The sequence below is a fragment of the Candidatus Magnetaquiglobus sp. genome (genome assembly GCF_058402785.1).
This window is the reverse complement of record NZ_JBZVFG010000048.1, coordinates 1-19,405: the sequence shown is the minus strand read 5'-3', so window position 1 is coordinate 19,405 and position 19,405 is coordinate 1. Positions and strand designations below refer to the sequence as shown.

The 19,405-nt window shown below is 62.1% G+C and carries 16 protein-coding genes and 1 tRNA gene; 8 read left to right on the top strand and 9 right to left on the bottom strand.

What is annotated here, in order from left to right:
• Positions 1–10 precede the first annotated feature (10 nt).
• The 7 genes from nuoF to ACV4UY_RS13640 all read right to left on the bottom strand — a co-directional run bounded on the left by nuoF (position 11) and on the right by ACV4UY_RS13640 (position 5,897).
• A complete protein-coding gene (nuoF, locus tag ACV4UY_RS13670; protein WP_491608139.1) occupies positions 11–1,273 on the bottom strand; it encodes an NADH-quinone oxidoreductase subunit NuoF in 1,263 nt (420 codons plus the stop codon).
• A gap of 49 nt (positions 1,274–1,322) precedes the next feature.
• Positions 1,323–1,835 (bottom strand): NADH-quinone oxidoreductase subunit NuoE, encoded by a 513-nt coding sequence (gene nuoE, locus ACV4UY_RS13665; RefSeq protein ID WP_420903599.1) that lies wholly within the window; start codon positions 1,833–1,835, stop codon positions 1,323–1,325.
• A gap of 209 nt (positions 1,836–2,044) precedes the next feature.
• Positions 2,045–3,235, bottom strand: a complete 1,191-nt coding sequence (locus ACV4UY_RS13660) for an NADH-quinone oxidoreductase subunit D (protein WP_491608138.1) — start codon at positions 3,233–3,235, stop codon at positions 2,045–2,047.
• A 17-nt stretch (positions 3,236–3,252) separates the two neighbouring features.
• Positions 3,253–3,804, bottom strand: a complete 552-nt coding sequence (locus ACV4UY_RS13655) for a complex I 30 kDa subunit family protein (RefSeq protein ID WP_491608137.1) — start codon at positions 3,802–3,804, stop codon at positions 3,253–3,255.
• 4 nt (positions 3,805–3,808) lie between these two features.
• Entirely contained in the window at positions 3,809–4,357 is a 549-nt protein-coding gene (locus tag ACV4UY_RS13650) for a NuoB/complex I 20 kDa subunit family protein (RefSeq protein ID WP_491608136.1), read from the bottom strand.
• Positions 4,348–4,704 carry an NADH-quinone oxidoreductase subunit A gene (locus tag ACV4UY_RS13645; RefSeq protein WP_491608135.1) on the bottom strand — a complete coding sequence of 119 codons (357 nt, stop codon included), beginning with the start codon at positions 4,702–4,704 and terminating at the stop codon, positions 4,348–4,350. The genes ACV4UY_RS13650 and ACV4UY_RS13645 overlap by 10 nt, the downstream gene beginning before the upstream one ends.
• A gap of 260 nt (positions 4,705–4,964) precedes the next feature.
• Positions 4,965–5,897 carry a glycosyltransferase family protein gene (locus ACV4UY_RS13640; RefSeq protein ID WP_491608134.1) on the bottom strand — a complete coding sequence of 311 codons (933 nt, stop codon included), beginning with the start codon at positions 5,895–5,897 and terminating at the stop codon, positions 4,965–4,967.
• A gap of 269 nt (positions 5,898–6,166) precedes the next feature.
• Between ACV4UY_RS13640 and ACV4UY_RS13635 the strand changes: the two genes are divergently transcribed.
• A tRNA-Phe gene (locus ACV4UY_RS13635) sits at positions 6,167–6,242 on the top strand.
• Between the two features lie 20 nt (positions 6,243–6,262).
• Here ACV4UY_RS13635 and ACV4UY_RS13630 read toward each other — a convergent pair.
• Complete coding sequence (locus tag ACV4UY_RS13630; RefSeq protein WP_491608133.1) at positions 6,263–6,619, bottom strand: tyrosine-type recombinase/integrase; 357 nt, start codon at positions 6,617–6,619, stop codon at positions 6,263–6,265.
• Between the two features lie 172 nt (positions 6,620–6,791).
• Positions 6,792–7,202, bottom strand: a complete 411-nt coding sequence (locus ACV4UY_RS13625) for a hypothetical protein (protein WP_491608132.1) — start codon at positions 7,200–7,202, stop codon at positions 6,792–6,794.
• Positions 7,203–7,526: 324 nt separating this feature from the next.
• Here ACV4UY_RS13625 and ACV4UY_RS13620 point away from each other — a divergent pair, with 324 nt between their 5' ends.
• From ACV4UY_RS13620 to ACV4UY_RS13590, 7 genes are all read left to right on the top strand, one after another.
• On the top strand, positions 7,527–8,264 hold the full coding sequence (locus ACV4UY_RS13620) for an SDR family oxidoreductase (protein WP_491608131.1): 738 nt from the start codon (positions 7,527–7,529) through the stop codon (positions 8,262–8,264).
• Positions 8,265–8,319: 55 nt separating this feature from the next.
• Positions 8,320–9,342 carry an ABC transporter substrate-binding protein gene (locus ACV4UY_RS13615; RefSeq protein ID WP_491608130.1) on the top strand — a complete coding sequence of 341 codons (1,023 nt, stop codon included), beginning with the start codon at positions 8,320–8,322 and terminating at the stop codon, positions 9,340–9,342.
• A complete protein-coding gene (locus tag ACV4UY_RS13610; RefSeq protein WP_491608129.1) occupies positions 9,339–12,125 on the top strand; it encodes a PAS domain-containing sensor histidine kinase in 2,787 nt (928 codons plus the stop codon). Before ACV4UY_RS13615 ends, ACV4UY_RS13610 begins: the two co-directional genes overlap by 4 nt.
• Positions 12,126–12,146: 21 nt before the next feature.
• Positions 12,147–13,700, top strand: a complete 1,554-nt coding sequence (locus ACV4UY_RS13605) for a DUF3369 domain-containing protein (RefSeq protein ID WP_491608128.1) — start codon at positions 12,147–12,149, stop codon at positions 13,698–13,700.
• A gap of 339 nt (positions 13,701–14,039) precedes the next feature.
• Positions 14,040–16,304 carry a methyl-accepting chemotaxis protein gene (locus ACV4UY_RS13600; RefSeq protein ID WP_491608127.1) on the top strand — a complete coding sequence of 755 codons (2,265 nt, stop codon included), beginning with the start codon at positions 14,040–14,042 and terminating at the stop codon, positions 16,302–16,304.
• Between the two features lie 246 nt (positions 16,305–16,550).
• Positions 16,551–17,948: an MBOAT family O-acyltransferase gene (locus ACV4UY_RS13595; protein WP_491608126.1), complete on the top strand. Its 1,398-nt coding sequence runs from the start codon at positions 16,551–16,553 to the stop codon at positions 17,946–17,948.
• Positions 17,949–17,960: 12 nt separating this feature from the next.
• Positions 17,961–19,178, top strand: coding sequence for a hypothetical protein (locus tag ACV4UY_RS13590; protein ID WP_491608125.1), 1,218 nt, complete (start codon positions 17,961–17,963; stop codon positions 19,176–19,178).
• Positions 19,179–19,405: the final 227 nt, after the last annotated feature.

Here is a 19,405-nt window from a genome sequence, read left to right as displayed (position 1 = left end):
AGCTCGCTCCTCAACCCGCCATGCAGCGGCCATGCTCCACGTGGTAGATGAACTCCTCCTTGAACGACCGGAGCGCACCCATGATCGGACCCGCCGCCGCGTCACCCAGGGCGCAGATGGTCTTGCCACCGATGTTGTTGCAGATCTCCTGCAACAGATCGATGTCTTCCATGGTCCCCTGCCCCGCCTCCATGCGTGTCATGATCTGCGCCAGCCAACCGGTCCCCTCGCGACACGGGGTGCATTGTCCGCACGACTCGTGCCGGTAGAAACGGGAGAGCCGGGCAACGGCGCGCACCAGACATACCGATTTGTCGATCACGATCACCGCCCCGGAACCCAGCATGGTGCCGGCCTTGGCCATCGAATCGTAGTCCATGGTGATGGTGGCGCACACCTCGGCGGGCAGGATCGGCGAGGAGGATCCACCCGGAATCACCCCCTTGAGATTGCTCCAGCCGCCGCGCACGCCCCCGGCATGCTCCTCGAGGAGGGTCTTCAAGGGAATGCCCAGCTCCACCTCGTAGTTGCCCGGCTTGTTGACGTGTCCGGATACCGAAAAGATCTTGGTTCCGCTCGACTTGGCCACGCCCAGGCCACCGTACCAGGCCCCGCCCTTCTCGATGATGGTCGGGATGGATGCCAGGGTCTCGACGTTGTTGATCACCGTCGGGCAGCCGTACAGGCCGATGTTGGCCGGGAACGGGGGCTTGAGGCGCGGCTGACCCTTCTTGCCCTCGATCGACTCGATGAGACCGGTCTCCTCGCCACACACGTAGGCCCCGCCACCCCGATGGATGGCCAGATGGAACCTGAACCCCTTGCCCAGGGCGTTATCACCGAGGATCCCGTCGGCATAGGCCTCGTCGATGGCGGCCTGCAACCGTTCGGTCTCGCGGTAGAACTCGCCGCGGATGTAGATGTAGGCCTGCTGGATCCCCACCGCGAAGCCGCAGATGATCATCCCCTCGATCAACCGGTGCGGATCGAAGCGGATGATGTCGCGGTCCTTGCAGGTGCCGGGCTCGCCCTCGTCGGCGTTGCAGGTGAGGTAGCGGGGCCGGGGATCGTTCTTGGGAATGAACGACCACTTCATGCCCGCCGGAAAGCCCGCGCCGCCGCGTCCGCGGATCCCGGACCGCTTGACCTCCTCGATCACCTCGTCCGGACCCAGTTCAATGGCCTTGAGCACCGCCTGATAGCCGCCATTGGCGCGATAGACCGCCAGGGTGTGGCTGTTGGGGAGATGGATGTTCTGATAGACGATCTTCATGAGGTGTTATCCGTGATGGCGTCCGCCGCTCGAGTTGATCCCGGATCAATCAGGGAAGCCGGTCGATGATCTCGACCACCTTGTCAGCGGTCAGATTTTCATAATAATCGTCGTTGATCTGCATCATCGGCGCATTGACGCAGGCGCCAAGACACTCCACCTCGGCCAACGTGAAACGTTTGTCCTCGGTGGTATGGCCGGGCGTGATCTTGAGCTTGCGCCGCAAGGCGTCCATCACCTGATCCGAGCCGCACAGCCAGCAGGAGATGTTGGTGCAGGCCTGCACATGATACATCCCCACCGGACGCAGGTTGTACATGGTGTAGAAGGTGGCCACCTCGTAGACCCGGATCGGCGGCATGTTGACGATGCCGGCCACATAGTCGAGGCTCTCCCGGGAGAGCCACCCCCCGAATTCGCGCTGCGCCAGATGCAGGATCGGCATCACCGCGGATTGGCGCCGATCCGCCGGATAGCGCTTGAAGATCGTTTCGATCTCCTTGAGCGACTCATCGGAAAACCGGGGCGTGACGCCCGTGGAGAGTGGACTCCGCTCGTTCATGCTCGCGCTGCCTCAATGCAATGGTCCAAAACGACCCGACTAACGATCTTGATGGGGGACAACCCCCCTCACCCCCCGACCGCAGAACGCCCCGAGGGATTTCCACGGCCATTCCAGTTCTCAACCGGACCGATTCCCCGATGGGGCCCGGCCCGTCCGTCGATCCCGGCGCCCGTCCGTCGATCCCGGCGCCCGTCCGTCGATCCCGGCTACCGGTCGATTTCACCGAACACGATGTCGATGGTTCCGACGATCGTCGTCACGTCCGCCAGCATGTGCCCCTTCAAGATGGTCTTCAAGGATTGCAGATGGTTGAAGCCGGCGGCGCGGATCTTGACCCGATACGGCTTGTTGCCGCCGTGGGAGATGATGTACACCCCGAACTCCCCCTTGGGAGATTCGGTGGCCACGTACACCTCGCCCGGAGGCGCCTCGAACCCCTCGGAAAAGAGCTTGAAGTGGTGGATCAGCGACTCCATCCCCTCCTTCATCTCCTGACGATAGGGGGAGGAGGTCTTGAAGTTCTCGATTTTCACCGGCCCCTTGGGCATCTGCTTCAAGCACTGGGCGATGATGCGGTTGCTCTGCCGCAACTCCTCGACGCGCACCAGATAGCGGTCGTAGCTGTCGCCGTTCTTGCCGATCGGGATGTCGAAATCCACCCGGTCGTAGGCATCATACGGCTCGGCCTTGCGCAGATCCCAGGCGATCCCCGAACCGCGCAGCATGGGACCCACATAGCCCATGTCGAGGGCCTCGGCGGCGGAAACCACGCCGATGTCCACCAGACGCTGCTTCCAGATGCGGTTCCCGGTCAAAAGGGTTTCGTACTCGTCGATCTTGGCCGGGAAATCCTCGGTGAAGGATTGGATTTTTTCGGCCAGTCCCTCGGGAAAATCCCGCGCCACACCGCCCGGACGGAAATAGGCCGCGTGCATGCGCGCCCCGCACACCGCCTCGTACATGTCCATGATCCGCTCCCGCTCGCGGAAGCAGTAGATGAACATGGTCATGGCACCCACATCGAGACCGTGGGCCCCCAGGAACAGGAGATGGTTGAGGATGCGGGTCAGCTCCGCGTAGATCACCCGGATGTACTGGGCCCGCTCCGGGGCCTGGACCCCCATCAGCTTCTCGACCGCCAACACCCAGGAGTGCTCCTCGCTCATCATCGACATGTAGTCGAGACGGTCGAAATAGGGCACGCCCTGCAGGTAGGTCTTGTGCTCCAGAAGCTTTTCGGTGCCGCGATGCAGGAAGCCGATGTGCGGATCGGCCCGCTCCACCACCTCGCCGTCGAGTTCCAGCAGCAGACGCAACACGCCGTGCGCCGCCGGATGCTGCGGTCCGAAGTTGACCGTGTAGTTCAGGAATTCGGTTTTTTGCGCTTGCGTTTCCATCGCCAACGTCTCGGCTCCTAGAGAGTGTGGCGGTAGGGTTCGCGATTTCCCCGCTCAAGGGAGATCGGTTCCCGGACAATACGGCCCAGCGTTTCGTCGTAGCGCACCTCGATCCGGCCCGTGACCGGAAAGTCCTTGCGCAACGGATGGCCGTCGAAATCGTATTCGTTGAGGATGCGCCGCAGATCCGGATGGCCCGAAAAAAGAATGCCGACCAGATCGTACGCCTCGCGCTCGTACCAGTCGGCACAGCTCCACAGCGGGGTCACCGAGGGGATCGCCTCGCCCTCGGCCAGGGCGCACTTGATCCGCAGCCGATGGTTCTTGTAGACCGACAACAACTGGTAGACCACCTCCAGGGGCTTGTCCCGTTCCGGATAGTGGACGCCCGCCAGATCGATCATCTGGTGGAAATTCAACGCCGGATCATCGCGCAGCACGGTCATGACGGCGATCAGGTTCTCGGGGATCACCCGCACGACCAGGGCATCGCCGATCCGCTCGCGAGGCAGATCCGGCAGACGTTCCGTCACCGCGGCTTCGAGTGTGTCGAGGGTTTCGGGGGTCATCGCTTCACCCTACCAGTTTCTTGGGCGGACGCACGCCGTTGGCACCCCAGCCACCATCGAAGGTATGGGTGCGATGGATTTTCTTGTGCAGTTGCAGGACACCGTACAGGAAGGCCTCGGCGGTGGGCGGGCAGCCGGGAATGTAGACATCCACCGGCACGACGCGATCGCAGCCGCGCACCGTGGAGTAGCCGTAGTGGTAATAGCCGCCGCCATTGGCGCAGGAGCCCATGGAGATCACCCAACGGGGCTCGGGCATCTGGTCGTAGAGCTTGCGCAGGGCCGGGGCCATTTTGTTGGTGAGGGTGCCGGCCACGACCATCACGTCGGACTGACGCGGCGAGCCGCGAAAGACGATGCCGAAGCGGTCGAGGTCGTAGCGGCTGGCGCCGGCCTGCATCATCTCCACCGCGCAGCAGGCCAGACCGAAGGTCATCGGCCACATGGAGCCGGTGCGCGCCCAGTTGGCCAGCGTATCCACCGAGGTGAGCAGAAAGCCGCGCTCACCCACCTCCTGGGCCACGCCCTGGACAAACGGATCGTTCAATCCCATTCCAATGCCCCCTTCTTCCAGACATAGGCATAGCCGACCAACAGAATCAGCAGAAAGAGAACCATCTCCACGAAGCCGATCACGCCGAGTTGCCTGAAGGAGACGGCCCACGGAAACAGGAACGCGGCCTCGAGATCGAACACCACGAAAAGAATGGCCAGCAGATAGAATCGGACATCAAAGGGGATGCGGATGCCGCTCAGGGGGGAGAAGCCGCATTCGTACTGGGCGCGTTTCTTGGGATCCGGATTGCGCGGCCCGAGAAGAAAGGACATCACCTGGGTGACGACGGCCATGCCGCCGGCGATGGCCAGAAAAACCAGAATGGGAAAATAATTCTCAAGCATCTCGGCCATGCTCCACGGAGGGGTTGCGCTGTCGTGCTTTCGCTTCAGGCGCCATTCATGGGTGAGCCGCATGATGACGCGCCGGAATTTCTACCATCGCACGCGCTCCGGGTCAAGCGGTTCCGCAATGCCGGGATCAAAAAAATTGTATATTCATGGCTGGATACATTATCGAACCGTATCGCGACGCATCATTATACTATCAGAATATGTTAAACATCTGAGGGTCATCAGCCGTTCTTCTTGCCCGATCCCGCTTTTCACCCGCTCCAGGGGCGCTTTAACAAACATTTAACCATCCAGACCCATTGCGAGGACCAGCGACGCGCAATCATCAAATTCGCCCGCTCCGCGAACAACCGTTCGAACAACTCCAGGTAGGCGCCGCACATGCGATCTGCGGTGAACGGGTATTCCAGCACCTTTTGACGCCAGGAATTTCGTTCTTCCCGCATTGTGAACAGAACGTTTTCCAGTGTCTCGGGTGTATATGGAATGCCGTATCCATCACCATATTCGGCCATCGAGCCGCTCTCCAGGTACAACAACGGCAGACCGCACATCGCCCCCTCCAGGAGGTGATTGGGGCCGGCCTCGAAACGCGAGGCGGTCAGGTAGACATCGTGGCCACGCAACTCCTCGGCCAACGCCTCCCCCGTGCACGGCGGCACATACCGCCCGTTCTCGATGCGCTCCCCCTCTGGCAGTCTGCCGACGAAGGTGAAGCGCAGCCATTCGTTCCAGGGGGATTGGCCCTGCAGGGCATCGAGTCGCCGATAGATGTCCCACCCTTTGTTGGCGTGGGTGCTCCAGTGGTGGGTGACGATGCGCAGGCAACCGTCCTGGGCGCGGGTACCGGAGTAGCCGGGGCGCCACAGTCCGGCATCCGCGCCATTCAGAATCACCGAGGCCGGACGATCCGCCCCGAATCCGGATGCCAGATAGCACGACCGCGCCCATTGGCTGACGAACACCGTGTGGTCGGCGATCCGGTTGGCGTGAATCCGGAACCGGTTGAAGGTTTTCGACCCATCGTCGCGCGCCTCGCTGGTGTTGTTGATGCGGTGGACGACGAGAGCCTTTTTGTTGACGAACAGGAGATAACGCAGAATGTCGGCGTGGTCGTAGGCGGAAATGCGCAACCGGCCCTCCGGTTCGGCCAGGAGGATGATGTCCAGGTCCCGTGGCGTCAAGTCGTGGCACACCTCGTGGCCCCTCTGGCGCAAATAGGCGCCCAGCACGCTCCCGAAGCGATTGCCTCCCCCCCATGGCCCAGACTGAAGCCGCATGCCGATGCTGATTTTCAATGGATCAACCTGTCCGAAGGAGTGCCACCGCCATCCTGAAAACTGTGACACATACGGACAATCTCATCAATCCATCTTGACACTTCTCCCGCAATTCTGTATTAAAGGTGCCTGTCACGTAGAAGCGTGCAAGCGCAACAAACCACCCGCGACATGCCCAGGTAGCTCAGTTGGTAGAGCAGAGGACTGAAAATCCTCGTGTCGGCAGTTCAATTCTGTCCCTGGGCACCATTCAAATCAAAGAGTTACACTCAAGCACGGGCTTGTTCCGTTTCCTGAATGTGTAATTCCTGTGTAACTCTGCCAGAAGAATCCCCCTCCCCTGCCAGCCGGTAACGTTCATCCAGACGGTTCATGGCCGCCATCATGTGTTCGCCATTCTGATGGCCGTACCGCTCCACCATGGCCAAGGTCTTATGACCGGAGATGTGTTTGACCGTCGGAAGATCAATTCCAGCCTGCACCAGATGCGTGATGGCCGTGTGCCGCAACGTGTGTCTGACCACTTGGTTGGGATCAAGCCCGGCGGCATCTGCGGAGGTGGTCGTGATGGGATTGGGACAAGGATGAAGACTGAAAACGACACGAATGTCGTTTTCAGTCTTCATCCTTACGTCCAGGACACCGCCTCAAGGCTGGGCATGCACCGCCGGACCATCGAACGCGCGATGCAACCAGGCAGACCACCCGAACCATACAGACGGTCCACTCGACCGCACCGCACGAATCCGACGCACCCCGCCCCGCCTCACCCGGCGGGCACCAGCCTTCCGGTCCCGCTCACCAGTCGCGCAACAGGCCGTGGACGATGCGACGGGCGTTGCGTCCCGCCCCTTCCACCGACGGATTGAGCAGCCATTGAATCTGACTCACCGCGGCCAGCGACAACGCCACCACCCGGCGGGCGGTCTCGTGACGGCCTGGGGTGCTCTCCAGGGCCCGTGCCACGCTCAAGGCCAAATCCGCCACCTCGTTCAACCCCCGTGAGGCGGCCTGACGGTGAAACGCCCCCATGGAACGGGAAATGTGATCGGTGGAGACCGCACCCGCCCCCCGCTCCTCCACGATCTTGAGCTGATCGCTCACATCCATCATCCAGTCGGTTGCCTCCCGCTTGAACTCGGACGGAGGCACGAAGCGGATGACCTGTATTTCGTCATTCATCGGCTTGGACCACTCTTGGAGTTTCATCGCCTGGGTACCTCGCATGAACCAGATGCGCAATTGTTAACCTCGTTGTCAAGAATCAGGTTGCCATAGCTAAGTTAATGCAATTTATATACCATTCATAGAATTGACACCTGCCAACACGGCAAATACATAAACAAACACATACTTTTCTCCGCACACCCCAAAACGACGCCGGGAAATCCGTGCCCGGGCAACGTCCAAAAAGTTGCCGACGCAAGAAAAGTTGCACCTGGACACCCATGCTGCCAGGATAGAAAGGTCGTGACGTCCTCCCGGCGCAAGAACCGACAACCACCCCAACCCCAATCCCGGAGAGCGCCCAGCATGCACCCCAAACCCACCACCGCGCTCGTCACCGGCGGTGCGCGCCGCATCGGCGCCGCCATCTCCCGCGCCCTGGCCCAACGGGGTCTGGCCGTGGTCATCCATCACGGCCACTCCCCGCACGAGGCCACCGCCCTGATCCGGGAAATCGCCGCCCAGGGTGGAGAGGCCCACGCCCTCGAGGCCGACCTGGGCGATCCATCCGAGCTTCAAACCCTCCTGGAACGGGCCGAGGAGCGGCTCTCGGGCCGCCCGGTCACCCTGCTGGTCAACAACGCCGCCATCTTCGAACGCGGGGATCTCATCGACACCTCCCTGGAGTTGTGGCAACGCCACCTGGAGATCAACCTCACCGCGCCGTTTCTGCTCACCCGCGACTTCGCGCGCCGACTCCCGGAAGGGGAGCACGGCCAGATCATCCAGATCATCGACCAGCATGCCGATCGTCCGCGTCTCCATTACGCCGCCTACTCGGCAGCCAAATCGGCCCTCTGGACCCTGACCCGCCAGGCCGCCCTGGAACTGGCTCCCCGGATCCGCGTCAACGCCATCGGTCCCGGTCCGATCCTGCCGGCACCGGGCGACTCCGCCGCCACCTTCGCCCAGATCGGTTCCGCCACCCCGCTGCGCCGCGCGGGCAACACCGATGACATCATCTCCGCGCTCCAATTCCTCATGGATCATGACTTTGTGACCGGAGAGTTGATACGGGTGGACGGCGGGGAGCATCTGCGTTAAGATGACAAGGGAATCCATTAAAGCAAATAATCATCGACAGCGTGCGCTTTCCCTTATGATCGTTTTCAACGTGATGCGCCTGCTCACGCCGCTCCTCTCGCTGCTCCTGCTCGCCCCGGCCCTCGGCTGGGCCGGCGATCCCCTGTTCAAAACCGTCATCAGTGTCGTCGGACCGCGCAACCTCTCCTTTCTGCCCATCGACCTGATCCCCGCCATCGGCGCGGACCGCGACGAAGGCATCGAGGTGCAACTCCGTCATGTCGAGGGCGGCGGATTGGCCATCAAGGAACTGGTCTCCCGCAACAGCGACTTCACGGCAGTGGGATTCCCGGCTCTCATGTCCCTCAAGGCCAACGGCGGCGATCTGGTCGGCGTGGCCGCCCTCTCCGACGCGACCCAATTCGTGCTCGTGGTGCGCAAGTCCCTCGAACACGAAATCACCCGCATCGCCGATCTGAAAGGGCGCATCGTCGGCGTGCATACCAGCGCGGTCAACGCCAAAACCATGTCCCAACAGCTCCTCGAAATGCTCCTCAAGGCCGACGGCCTGCAAACGCGCGAGGCACGGGTCATCTCCACCGGACAGGATTGGACCCGGCGCGCCATGCTCCTGGACTCCGGACAGATGGATGCCATCGTCTCCGAAGAGCCCTTCGCCACCTGGCTGCTGCAACAAGAAAAGGTGTTCTTTCTGCGCAATCTCGCCGACCCCGACAGCAACCGCGACATCGCCGGATCCCGAGTCCTCCACGCCACCGTGGCCACCCGTCCCGACGTGATCGCCAACGAGCCGGAAAAGGTCAGACGGCTGGTCAACGCCGTGCGACGCTCCCTGCGCTGGATCGCCGCACACACCCCGGAAGAGGTGGTGGAACAGCTGGCGGGCACCTCCGAAGAGGAAAAGGGACTGATCCGCGTCTGCCTGCGCAAATATCCGCGCCTGTTCAGCCGCGACGGGGCCTTCTCCAACCTGCAAATCGCGGCAACCAACCAGTTCTTCCATGCCGGATCCCCGGAAGCGACCGCCGTGCGCATGGAGAATCTCATCAACGACCAATGGGCCGGACGCAAGGAGTGAACCCCTCGAACGTCACGACCCGCAAGGATGTGCTGCCACGCCAGGCGGCCAGCCGCGCCGCGATCACCACACTCCTGATGATCGTGGTGATCGCGCTGCTCGCCTTCTGGTTGCAGCTCACCGCCATGAACCGCACCGCCCACCAGATCATGACCTCCCTGGAACGGTTCCATGCCGACAAGTTGGTCCTGCTGGAACAGGAGTGGCAGGAACAGGCGGTCCGACTCCACAACCGGCTGGAACTGCTCGATCTCTTTGCCCGCGGGGTGGGGGCCTGGGATGAGCTGACCGCCTCGTTGCGTCAGGAGAGCGGCGCCTCCTTCGCGGCGGTGGTGATCACCGACGAGGCGCGCCAGGTGCTCCACGTCCATCCGTCCCACTTTTCCGGTCTGCCGGAAACCCTTGAATTCAGCGGCAACAACGGCTGGCACGTCTCCACCACCACCGGCGTGCTTCACCGCTGGATCGCCCAACCGTTCTGGCTCGGTCCGATCGGACATGGGGAGATCTTCGTCCTGGTGGCCATCGAAAACGGACTCCTGTTCCGCGCCACCCTGCCCTTCACCGAACTCTTCGTGATCCACGAGGGACGGGTGATGGCCAGCTCGCGGGGCAACACGTCACCTCCCCCCGAATCCCTCCTCGACACGACCTTCTGGAACAAAAACCAGCGCATCGACCAGATCATCATTCCCTGGCGCAAGAACGATCCCGACAGCCCGCGCCTGGTGATCCGCCATGTCACGGAATCGCTTTTCTCGGTGACAGAGCTTCTGATCGTGGGCGTGGCGCTGTTCGCCCTGATCTCCTGGCTGTTCTGGAAAAGCCTCGGCTCCTGGATGATCCGCATCACCCGACGCATCAACACCCTCGGCTGGGTGGCCGAGGCCTTCTCCAGGGGATTGGATCTCACCCCGGAGATCCGCGACGCCCTCCACGCCGTGCGCGACAAGAGCCTCGACGAGGTGACCATGGTCGCCGATGCCATCGCCATGGCCCAGGAGGTGGTCGCCCGGGAGTTGCGTGCCCGTCTCGAGGCCCAGGCCGACCTGGGCCGCATGAGCAGTCACAACCAGCTCCTGCTCGAGGCCGCCGGCGAGGGGATCTACGGTCTGGACCCCTCCGGTCGCACCACCTTCATCAATCCCGCCGCCGCGCGCATGATCGGCTGGCGTCCCGAGGAGATCATCGGCACCTCCCTGCACGACCGGGTGCATCACACCCATGCCGATCAATCCCCCTATCCGCGCCACGAATGCCGGATCTTCGCCGCGATCCGCTCCGGCGAGACCCAGGTGGTCAACGATGAGCTGTTCTGGCGCAAGGATGGCACGGCCTTTCCGGTCGAATATACCTCCACGCCGATCCGCGACCAGGGTGAAATCCGCGGCGCGGTGGTGGTGTTCCGCGACATCTCGGAACGGTTGCGCGCCGAGAAACAGGCCCGCGACTACCTGACTTTCCAGCGGGTGATCAACGGTCTGCACGAGATCTCCTACCACCGCGTGCCGCTCGACGAACTGTTGGACCAGGCCCTGGCCTTCATCCTGTCGGTGCCCTGGCTGGCGATCCAGGCCAGGGGGGCGATCTTCTTGAACGAATCCCAAACCGATACCCTGCGCTTGACCGCCCAACTGGGACTCGACGACCAACTGCTCACCTTGTGCGCGCGGGTCGCCCATGGACACTGTTTGTGCGGGCGGGCGGCGCTCTCCCGGCAACCGCTGCATGCCGACCGGGTGGACGAACGCCACGAAATCACCTTTCCCCAGATGCCGCCCCATGGTCACTACGCGGTGCCGATCCTCTCCGGGGAGCGGCTTCTGGGGGTGTTGACCCTCTATCTGGCCCATGGCCAGCCCTACAACCCCGAAGAAGAGCTGCTGCTGATGGCCATGTGCCAGACCCTGGGCAGCATGATCGAACGCAAGCGGCTCGAAGAGTCGCTGCAATACCAGAACACCTTTCTGGAAGAGAAGGTGCGTGAACGCACCGCCGAACTGCACGACCATCTGGCCGCATTGAAGAGCGCCCAGAATCAGCTGATCCAGTCCGAGCGGCTCGCGGCCCTGGGCGGACTCGTGGCGGGCATCTCCCACGAAATCAAAACCCCGGTGGGCACCAGCTTCACCGCCGTGACCTATCTGGAAAGCGAATTGAACAAATTCCTCGCCCACTACCGGGAAGGCACCCTCTACCGGGAAGATCTGGACGCCTTCGTGGAGAACGTCGGCGAGGCCTCCCGGCTGATCCAGGCCAATCTGCGGCGCGCCTCGGATCTGATCTTGAGTTTCAAGCAGGTGGCGGTGGATCAGACCAGCCAGGAGAAACGCCGCTTCGACCTCAAGGAGTATCTGGACGAAACCGTCTTCACCCTGCGTCCCAAGCTCAAGAACGCCCCCCATCGCGTCACCGTGCAGTGCGCGGAGGGGATCGTGCTGTACACCTTTCCGGGCGCCGTGTCGCAGATCGTGGCCAACTTCATTCTCAACTCCCTGGCCCACGCCTTCGGAGCCGGCCAGGCGGGTCGCATCGACATCGAGGCCGGTCTCATCGACCCGGCCACGGTGTTCCTCCACTATCGGGACAACGGTCAGGGCATGGACGCCGAAACCGTGAAACTGATCTACGAACCCTTCTTCACCACCAATCGCAATCAGGGCGGCAGTGGACTCGGCATGCACATCGTCTACAATCTGGTGACCCAGCGCCTCAACGGGACCATCGAAACCCGCAGCGCGCCTGGCGCCGGAACGGAGTTCCGGATCCACTTCCCCGTTTGACCGGACCAGGAGCCCAACCCCATGAACCAGCCCGCGCGTCCCTCGGACTCCCTGTTGTCGGGACACATCCCCAGCCGGGGCGGCCCGGTCGCGGCCCCGCCGTTCGCCGCGGAAGGGGCCTGGAAAATCATGGTGATCGACGACGATCCCGATCTGCACCCCCTGACCCGGCTGGTGCTCAAGGATCTGCTCTTCGACGGTCGGCGCATGAGTTTCATCCACGGCTACTCCGGGGCCGATGCCCGGCGTCTGATGGTCCAGCATCCGGATACTGCGGTGCTGCTGCTCGACGTGATGATGGAGAGCGATCGCGAGGGGCTGGAGGTGGTGCGATACATTCGCGACACCCTGGAGAACCCCTGGGTGCGCATCATCCTGCGCACCGGTCAGCCGGGACTGGCCCCGGAGGCGGAGGTGATCGCCGCCTACGACATCAACGACTACAAGGACAAGGTGAACTTAAGCAACCAGAGCCTGATCACCTCGGTGACCGCGGGTTTGCGCGCCTTCAAACTGTTGGACACCATCGAAAAGACCCGTCGCGGCATGCACCGGGTGATCGACGCCTCCGGGAGCCTCTACGAGTTCCACTCCATGGGACAGCTGGCGCAGACCATTCTCGAGCAGTTCGGACTGGTGATCAATCCCGGTCAGTCCGCCACGGACGCCTTTGCCGCCACCCTCAAACATGGGGTGATCCGCATCCATGCCGCCACCGGACAACACGCGCCGCTGATCGGTCAACCCGTGGACGAAGTGCTCTCCTCGGATCTGGTCACCCTGACCTGGCAGGCGTTGCGCGAGCGGCGTCCGTTGTTCTCCGAGCAGGTGTTCATCGGCTATTTCCGCACCCGCAACGGCCTGGAGAATCTGCTGCTGCTGGATGCCGGGCGGCGTCTGAGCGAGGTGGATCGGGATCTGATCGAACTTTTCTCCGCCAACGTCACCGCCTCGTTCGAGCAGCTTCTGCTCCATCGCGAGATCATCGCCACCCAGAAGGATGTCACCTTCACCCTGGGCGAGGTGATCGAGACCCGGAGCGGCGAGGCGGGACAGCATGTGCGGCGCGTGGCGGAGAATTCGCGTCTTCTGGCGCAGTTCGCCGGTCTGCCGGCGCGTGACTGCGAGTTGTTGCGCATGGCCTCGCCGATGCACGATCTGGGCAAGATCGGCATTCCGGACGCGATCCTCAACAAGCCCGGTCCCCTGACCGACGAGGAGTGGCGCATCATGCGCTCGCACACCCAGATCGGCCATCAGGTGCTCGGCAACTCCGATCAGCCGATCATTCGCACCGGCGCGATCATCAGCTTGCAGCATCACGAGAAGTGGGACGGCACCGGTTATCCCAACGGTCTGGCCGGCGAGGCGATTCACATCTTCGCGCGCATCACCTCGTTGATCGACGTGTTCGACGCCCTGACCCACAAACGCACCTACAAGCCGGCCTGGAGCGTCGAAAAGGCGGTCGGGCAGATCCGCAAGGATCGCGGCACCCACTTCGATCCCGAACTGGTGGATCTGTTCCTGACCCATCTCGATGGGTTCCTGGAGATCCAGCAAGCGTTCGAGTGAGTCGATCCTTCCCGATTCCGCCCTTCTCTTCCCGCTTCTTCCCGGCCCGCCCCCCATTTCCGCCATCCACGCGGTCTTTGGCCCGCGAACCCCATCGTTTCGACGCGGAATGGTGTCCATCGACCCGTTTTGCCCGTTTTTCGTCCTGTTTGATGGCCAACAGGGACGCGCATAACGTGCCTTATCCCATGGACCGGATTTCGAAGTTGCCAGAAGCATCAAAATCCCCTATAACTTATAGGACAATTTCATGGAAGAATATCAATTCTAAACTATCACTTTCACGATGAAGCGCGAACCATCCAAAATGACGTTGACAACCAAGCGAGGGGATTCGGCATGATGCGACTGGGGGACATGAAGATCGGTGTCAAGGTGGCCGGGAGTTTCGGATTGGTGGGGCTGCTGTTCCTGGGGGTGATCTGGCAATACGATCAGACCCTGCATCGCACCCTGGACGGTTACCAGGGCGAGGTGTTGGAGCGGGTCGAGGTGGAGAAGAGTCAGGCGTTGCGACTCAACATCCAGATGCTGGAGGCCCGTCGCGGCGAAAAGGATTTTCTGTTGCGCAAGGATGGCAAGTATCTCGACGCCACCAACGAACGCATCACCGCCATGCACGCCACGGTGACCGAGATGCTCAAGAAGGCCACCCAGAACCAGGACGCCGAAAGCGCTCGCCTGGATCAGGAGATCCTGAACCGTCTCGACGAATACGCCCAGGCCTTCCGTGGCGTGGCCAAAAACGAGACCGACAAGGGCCTCACCCCCAACGCCGGTCTTCAAGGGATGTTCCGGGATGCCGCCCACGCCATGGAACAACAGATCCAACGGTACGATACCGATGAGATTTATTTGATTTTATTACAGATTCGCCGGGCGGAAAAAGATTTTCAACTGCGCCGGGAGCCGAAATACGCCGAACAACTCGCCAAGGCCATCGACCATTTCCGCAAGGAGATCGCCAGCTCCACCTTGAATGACGAGATGAAAAAGCACCTTGCCGGTTTGACGGACCGCTATCGGAAGAGCTTTCAGGATGGCATGGCAACGATCCAGTCCGGCAAGGGCGATGCCGGAGTGACGGAGGGGTTCCGCGAAGCGGCCCATCAGATGGAACAGGTGTTGCGGAGCCGTTATGTCCCCGGACTGGCCCGACTCTATCTGGAGCTGCGCAAGGATGAAAAGGATTATCAATTGCGTGGGGATGAGAAATATGTCGCCAGCGTGGCCAAACGTCTGGAGGCCATGCGCCAGGTGATCGGCGAATCCGCCATCGCGTCCGAGGATCGCGCCTCCATGGAAAAGACCCTGCAAACCTACAAACAGGCCTTCGAGGGACTTGTGGCCAAGAACAAGGAGATCGCCCAGAACGCCGAAAAGATGCGGGCCGCGGTCCATGCCATGGAGCCCCTGATCGAGGCTCTGGTGAAGGAGGCGAGCACCGACATGAGCAAGACCTCCGAGGAGACCTCCGCACGGGCCCAGAAGGATGCCGGCATCGCCCTGGGCGTGAGCGGGGTGATCCTGCTGTTGGGCGCCTTGCTGGCCTGGCTCATCGGACGGGCCATCACCACTCCGGTGCGGGCGTTGCAGTCGATGACCGAAACCTTTGGGCAGGGGGACCTGACGGTCGAAACCTCCATCCGCCAGAAGGACGAAGTGGGATTGATGGCCTCCTCCCTGTCCCAGACCGTGACCCGTCTGCGGGAGATCCTCGAGCAGGTCAAGATGGCCTCCAACGAGGTGGCCAATGGCAGCCAGCACCTGTCGGACGCGGCCCAGGAACTTTCCCAATCCTCCACCGAGCAGGCGGCAGCCATCGAGGAGACCTCATCGGCCATGGAGGAGATGACCCAGAGCATCCGTCGCAATCACGATCACGCCCAAACCACCGCGACCATCTCGCAACAGGCGGCCAAGGATGCGGTGGAGACCGGGGTGGCGGTGAAACGGGCGGTGGACGCGATGATGGAGATCGCCGAGAAGATCTCCATCATCGAGGAGATCTCCCGTCAGACCAACCTGTTGGCCCTGAATGCCGCCATCGAGGCGGCGCGGGCCGGGGAGCACGGCAAGGGATTTGCCGTGGTGGCCGCCGAGGTGCGCAAGCTGGCGGAACGGAGTCAGACCGCGGCCAGCGAGATCGGCGGACTCTCCGCCTCCAGCGTCTCGATTGCCGAACAGGCCGGCGGCATGCTGGCACGGCTGGTGCCCGACATCCAGAAAACCGCGACACTGATTCAGGAGATCTCGACCTCGAGCAGCGAGCAGACCCAAAGCGCCGAGCAGATCAACAGCGCGATCCAGTCCATGGATCAGGCGATCCAGCGCAACGCCGGCACCTCGGAGGAGATGGCGGCCACCTCGGAAGAGCTTTCCGCCCAGGCCGACACCCTGCAGAATTCGGTTGCGTTCTTCCGTACCGGTCGGGACGATCGGGCTCCCGCGCGACGGATGGACACCTCCCGGCCTCGCGGCGCCTCCCACCCGCCGGCCAAGATGGCGCTTGTCCACGCCCCGACGGCGCCCCATCGTGCCCTGCCCGCCCCCGCCGCGTCACGCCACCAGGGCGCCTCGGATGATGAATTCACCACCTTCTGATCGTCCCCACACCGCACCCGCCGTCTGACGGAAAACGATCTCCGACCAGATCGGCGGGCGACATGGACAGCAAGGGGGGGAACCCCACCCCCCTTGCCTTTCCTGGCACCGTCCCGGCAGCGACTCGACCATCGCCCGCACGGAGCAGATCGACAAACCGCTCCGTGACCAGAACCCCGTGTCGCTTTCCACGAAAATACCGTACACTCCAGGGCATCGCAGTCATCGTGTCAGCAGGTCGCCCGCATGCAATTCACCAGCTACGCATTCTTCCTTTTCATGCTCGTTTTCGTGGCCGCCTGGAAGCATCTGGGTCGCTGGCGCATCCCGTTGCTCAATGTGGCCAGCCTGATTTTCTACGGCGCCTGGAATCCCTACTACATCATCCTGCTCGTCTTCTCCTCCCTGATCGACTTTTACGGTTCGCTGGCCATCGTCCGCTGGCGTCACGCCGACCGGTTCATTCTGGCGATCACGCTCGGGGGCAATCTGCTGATTTTGATTTTTTTCAAATATTTTCTCTTCCTGCAAACCTTGACGTGCGATGCGCTTTCGCTCTTCTCCATCGTCTGCCAACCCACCGCCACCGCCTTCCTGCTGCCGGTCGGCATCAGTTTCTACACCTTCCAGTCCATGGCCTACACCATCGACGTCTACCGCCGTGAACTGGAACCCTCGCGCCGGTTAAGCGAATATTTCTGCTACATCTCCTTCTTTCCGCAACTGGTGGCCGGTCCCATCGAACGGGCCACCCACCTTCTGCCCCAGATCCGCCAGTTCGCTTCCAACACCCCCATCCCCCTGGAATGGCGTGAATCCGGCTCCCTGATCCTGCGCGGATTCTTCAAGAAAATGGTGATCGCCAACAATCTGGCCGCCTACGTGGATCCGGTCTTTGGCAACATGAGCCAATACTCCCTGACCACCATCCTGTTGGCCACGCTGTTCTTTTCGATCCAGATCTACGGGGATTTCTCCGGCTATTCCGACATCGCCAAGGGGTTGGCACGGATGATCGGCGTGCGGCTGATGGACAATTTCAACTACCCCTATGCCGCCACGAGCATGCGTGAGTTCTGGCATCGCTGGCACATCAGCCTGTCACTCTGGCTGCGCGACTACCTCTACGTCGGCCTGGGCGGCAACCGACTCGGCAAGGGACGCACGATCGCCAATCTCATGGCCACCATGACCCTCGGCGGGATCTGGCATGGGGCCAGTTACAATTTTCTGCTCTGGGGGGTCTACCACGGACTGCTCCTCTCCCTGGAAAGGCTCGAATGGTGCCTGCTCCCGGAACGGACCCCGGTGGCGATCCGTTGGTTCTCCACCATGCTGCTGGTCGGATTCGGCTGGTTTCTGTTCCGCCTGGAGTCAATCGCCGACCTGGGCGTGCTGGCCTGGAAATTCCGCACCATCGCCTGGGGATCCGGGATCAACCAACCCCCGGATCTGTTGATGCTTTTTGCCTTTTCCTTCTATCTTCTGGTCATGACCTGGGAGTTGAAGGTGCTCAAACGACGCCTGATGCCCCTGCGTGAAAGCCATCCACTCTGGCGGGGTGCCCTGGTGTTCGGACTCCTGGGCATCTACCATCTCACGGCCCCATCCATGGACCGGATGTTCATCTACTTTCAATTCTAGGGGCGTGCGGTGATGATGCGTACCGGGTGGATCCCCCTTTTGGCGCTGCTCTTTCTGGCGGGCAACCTGGCCATTCTCTCGGACGAGTCGTTCATTCCCCCTTCCAGGATGTTCCTGGATCCCGAGTTTAGCTATAAATATCACCATTACACCCAACGCCCCCAGGTGGACCATCTGATCCTCGGCAACTCCCGCTCCAAGCCCCTCGATCCGACCACCCTGTCCCAGGCGCTTTCCCAACCCGGAAAACCACCCGTCACGGTCCACTCCCTCTCGGTGGGAGGCGGCTACTTTCCCTTCTATCATGAGCTGATGAACCGGCTGATCGCGGACCGGCCACCCAAGACCCTGATTCTCTCCGTGAGTCCACGGGATTTCAAACTCCGCCACCGGTTGGCCAACTCGATCCGCGAACAGCTGCTCAACTCCTCGGGCCACGCCTTGCGGGTCATCCAGTACGCGGCGTTCTTCCGCTGGCTGGAAGCCAAAAGCGCGGATTCCATCGCCGCCACCATGCCCCTGCTCTACTATCGCCAACGGGTTCTGGCCCTGCTCGTTCCCGACTCCCTGCGCACCTGGTCGCAACCGCGTTGGGGGAGCCCACAGACCTACTGGCAACAGGCGGCCTGGAAAACCATCCAGAATCTGGAAACCCCGCGGAGCTTTCTGCCGGAAGGGCCCGAAGCCTGGCTGCGCCGGCTGCACGGCTATCCGGAACGACTGTCCGCCCTGGTCGATTGGCAGCCCCCCGTTGATGCGTTGGTCGATTCCTTCGGCGGCCTCCTGCCCGGCCCACCCCCGTCACCCGATGCGGAGAGGCAAAAAGACAAACAGTGGCGCGATCAACAACCGATCTGGGAGCAGGCCCGGCTCGATCCCGACTGTCAGCGGGAGTTCGTGCTGGAGGATCAGCGCGGCAAAACTCTCCAGCGGCAATTCCTGGCGGACCTGCAAGCGCGGGGAACCCGACTGTTCTTCGTGATCGTGCCGGCGGTGCGTCTGGAAGGGTGCGAGAACAACCTGGAGGTCCAGCGCCAATGGCTGGAACAGATGGCGATCCTGCGCGCGGAGTTCCCCAATCTGCGCGGCATCATCGACTTGAACCGCAACTTCACCCATGCCTACCGGAATCCGGAATCGTATGGGGATGTCGGCGAGCATCTGACCCTGGAGGCGGGTCGTCGGGTCACCCGCGAGCTGGCCGAGGCCCTGCGCGCGTTCGGGGATTGAGGAGTCAGACGGCCAGCCTCCCGCCTGGAGGGGGAGTCAGCCGGCTGAGGTGGTCTGTCAATCGTTCGCGCTCCCCGCCCCTGGAAAAACGGTCACGGCTCTCCAAACCGCACCCATTTTGGGATGCGTCGCTTTCCGCAAGGCTGCGTGCGAAATACGGGCGTCGTTTCCAAACTTGCATGATGGGGGGAGAACCCCCTCACCCCCCAACCGTGGACCCCCCTTAC

Bases quoted from the DNA above. Each gene is read 5' to 3' on its own strand.
- nuoF (WP_491608139.1), bottom strand. From the start codon at position 1,273: ATGAAGATCGTCTATCAGAACATCCATCTCCCCAACAGCCACACCCTG.
- ACV4UY_RS13615 (WP_491608130.1), top strand. From the start codon at position 8,320: ATGATCGTTTTCAACGTGATGCGCCTGCTCACGCCGCTCCTCTCGCTG.
- ACV4UY_RS13605 (WP_491608128.1), top strand. From the start codon at position 12,147: ATGAACCAGCCCGCGCGTCCCTCGGACTCCCTGTTGTCGGGACACATC.
- ACV4UY_RS13630 (WP_491608133.1), bottom strand. From the start codon at position 6,619: ATGAAGACTGAAAACGACATTCGTGTCGTTTTCAGTCTTCATCCTTGT.
- ACV4UY_RS13650 (WP_491608136.1), bottom strand. From the start codon at position 4,357: ATGGGATTGAACGATCCGTTTGTCCAGGGCGTGGCCCAGGAGGTGGGT.
- ACV4UY_RS13645 (WP_491608135.1), bottom strand. From the start codon at position 4,704: ATGCTTGAGAATTATTTTCCCATTCTGGTTTTTCTGGCCATCGCCGGC.
- ACV4UY_RS13590 (WP_491608125.1), top strand. From the start codon at position 17,961: ATGATGCGTACCGGGTGGATCCCCCTTTTGGCGCTGCTCTTTCTGGCG.
- ACV4UY_RS13620 (WP_491608131.1), top strand. From the start codon at position 7,527: ATGCACCCCAAACCCACCACCGCGCTCGTCACCGGCGGTGCGCGCCGC.
- ACV4UY_RS13625 (WP_491608132.1), bottom strand. From the start codon at position 7,202: ATGAAACTCCAAGAGTGGTCCAAGCCGATGAATGACGAAATACAGGTC.
- ACV4UY_RS13595 (WP_491608126.1), top strand. From the start codon at position 16,551: ATGCAATTCACCAGCTACGCATTCTTCCTTTTCATGCTCGTTTTCGTG.
- nuoE (WP_420903599.1), bottom strand. From the start codon at position 1,835: ATGAACGAGCGGAGTCCACTCTCCACGGGCGTCACGCCCCGGTTTTCC.
- ACV4UY_RS13655 (WP_491608137.1), bottom strand. From the start codon at position 3,804: ATGACCCCCGAAACCCTCGACACACTCGAAGCCGCGGTGACGGAACGT.
- ACV4UY_RS13600 (WP_491608127.1), top strand. From the start codon at position 14,040: ATGATGCGACTGGGGGACATGAAGATCGGTGTCAAGGTGGCCGGGAGT.
- ACV4UY_RS13660 (WP_491608138.1), bottom strand. From the start codon at position 3,235: ATGGAAACGCAAGCGCAAAAAACCGAATTCCTGAACTACACGGTCAAC.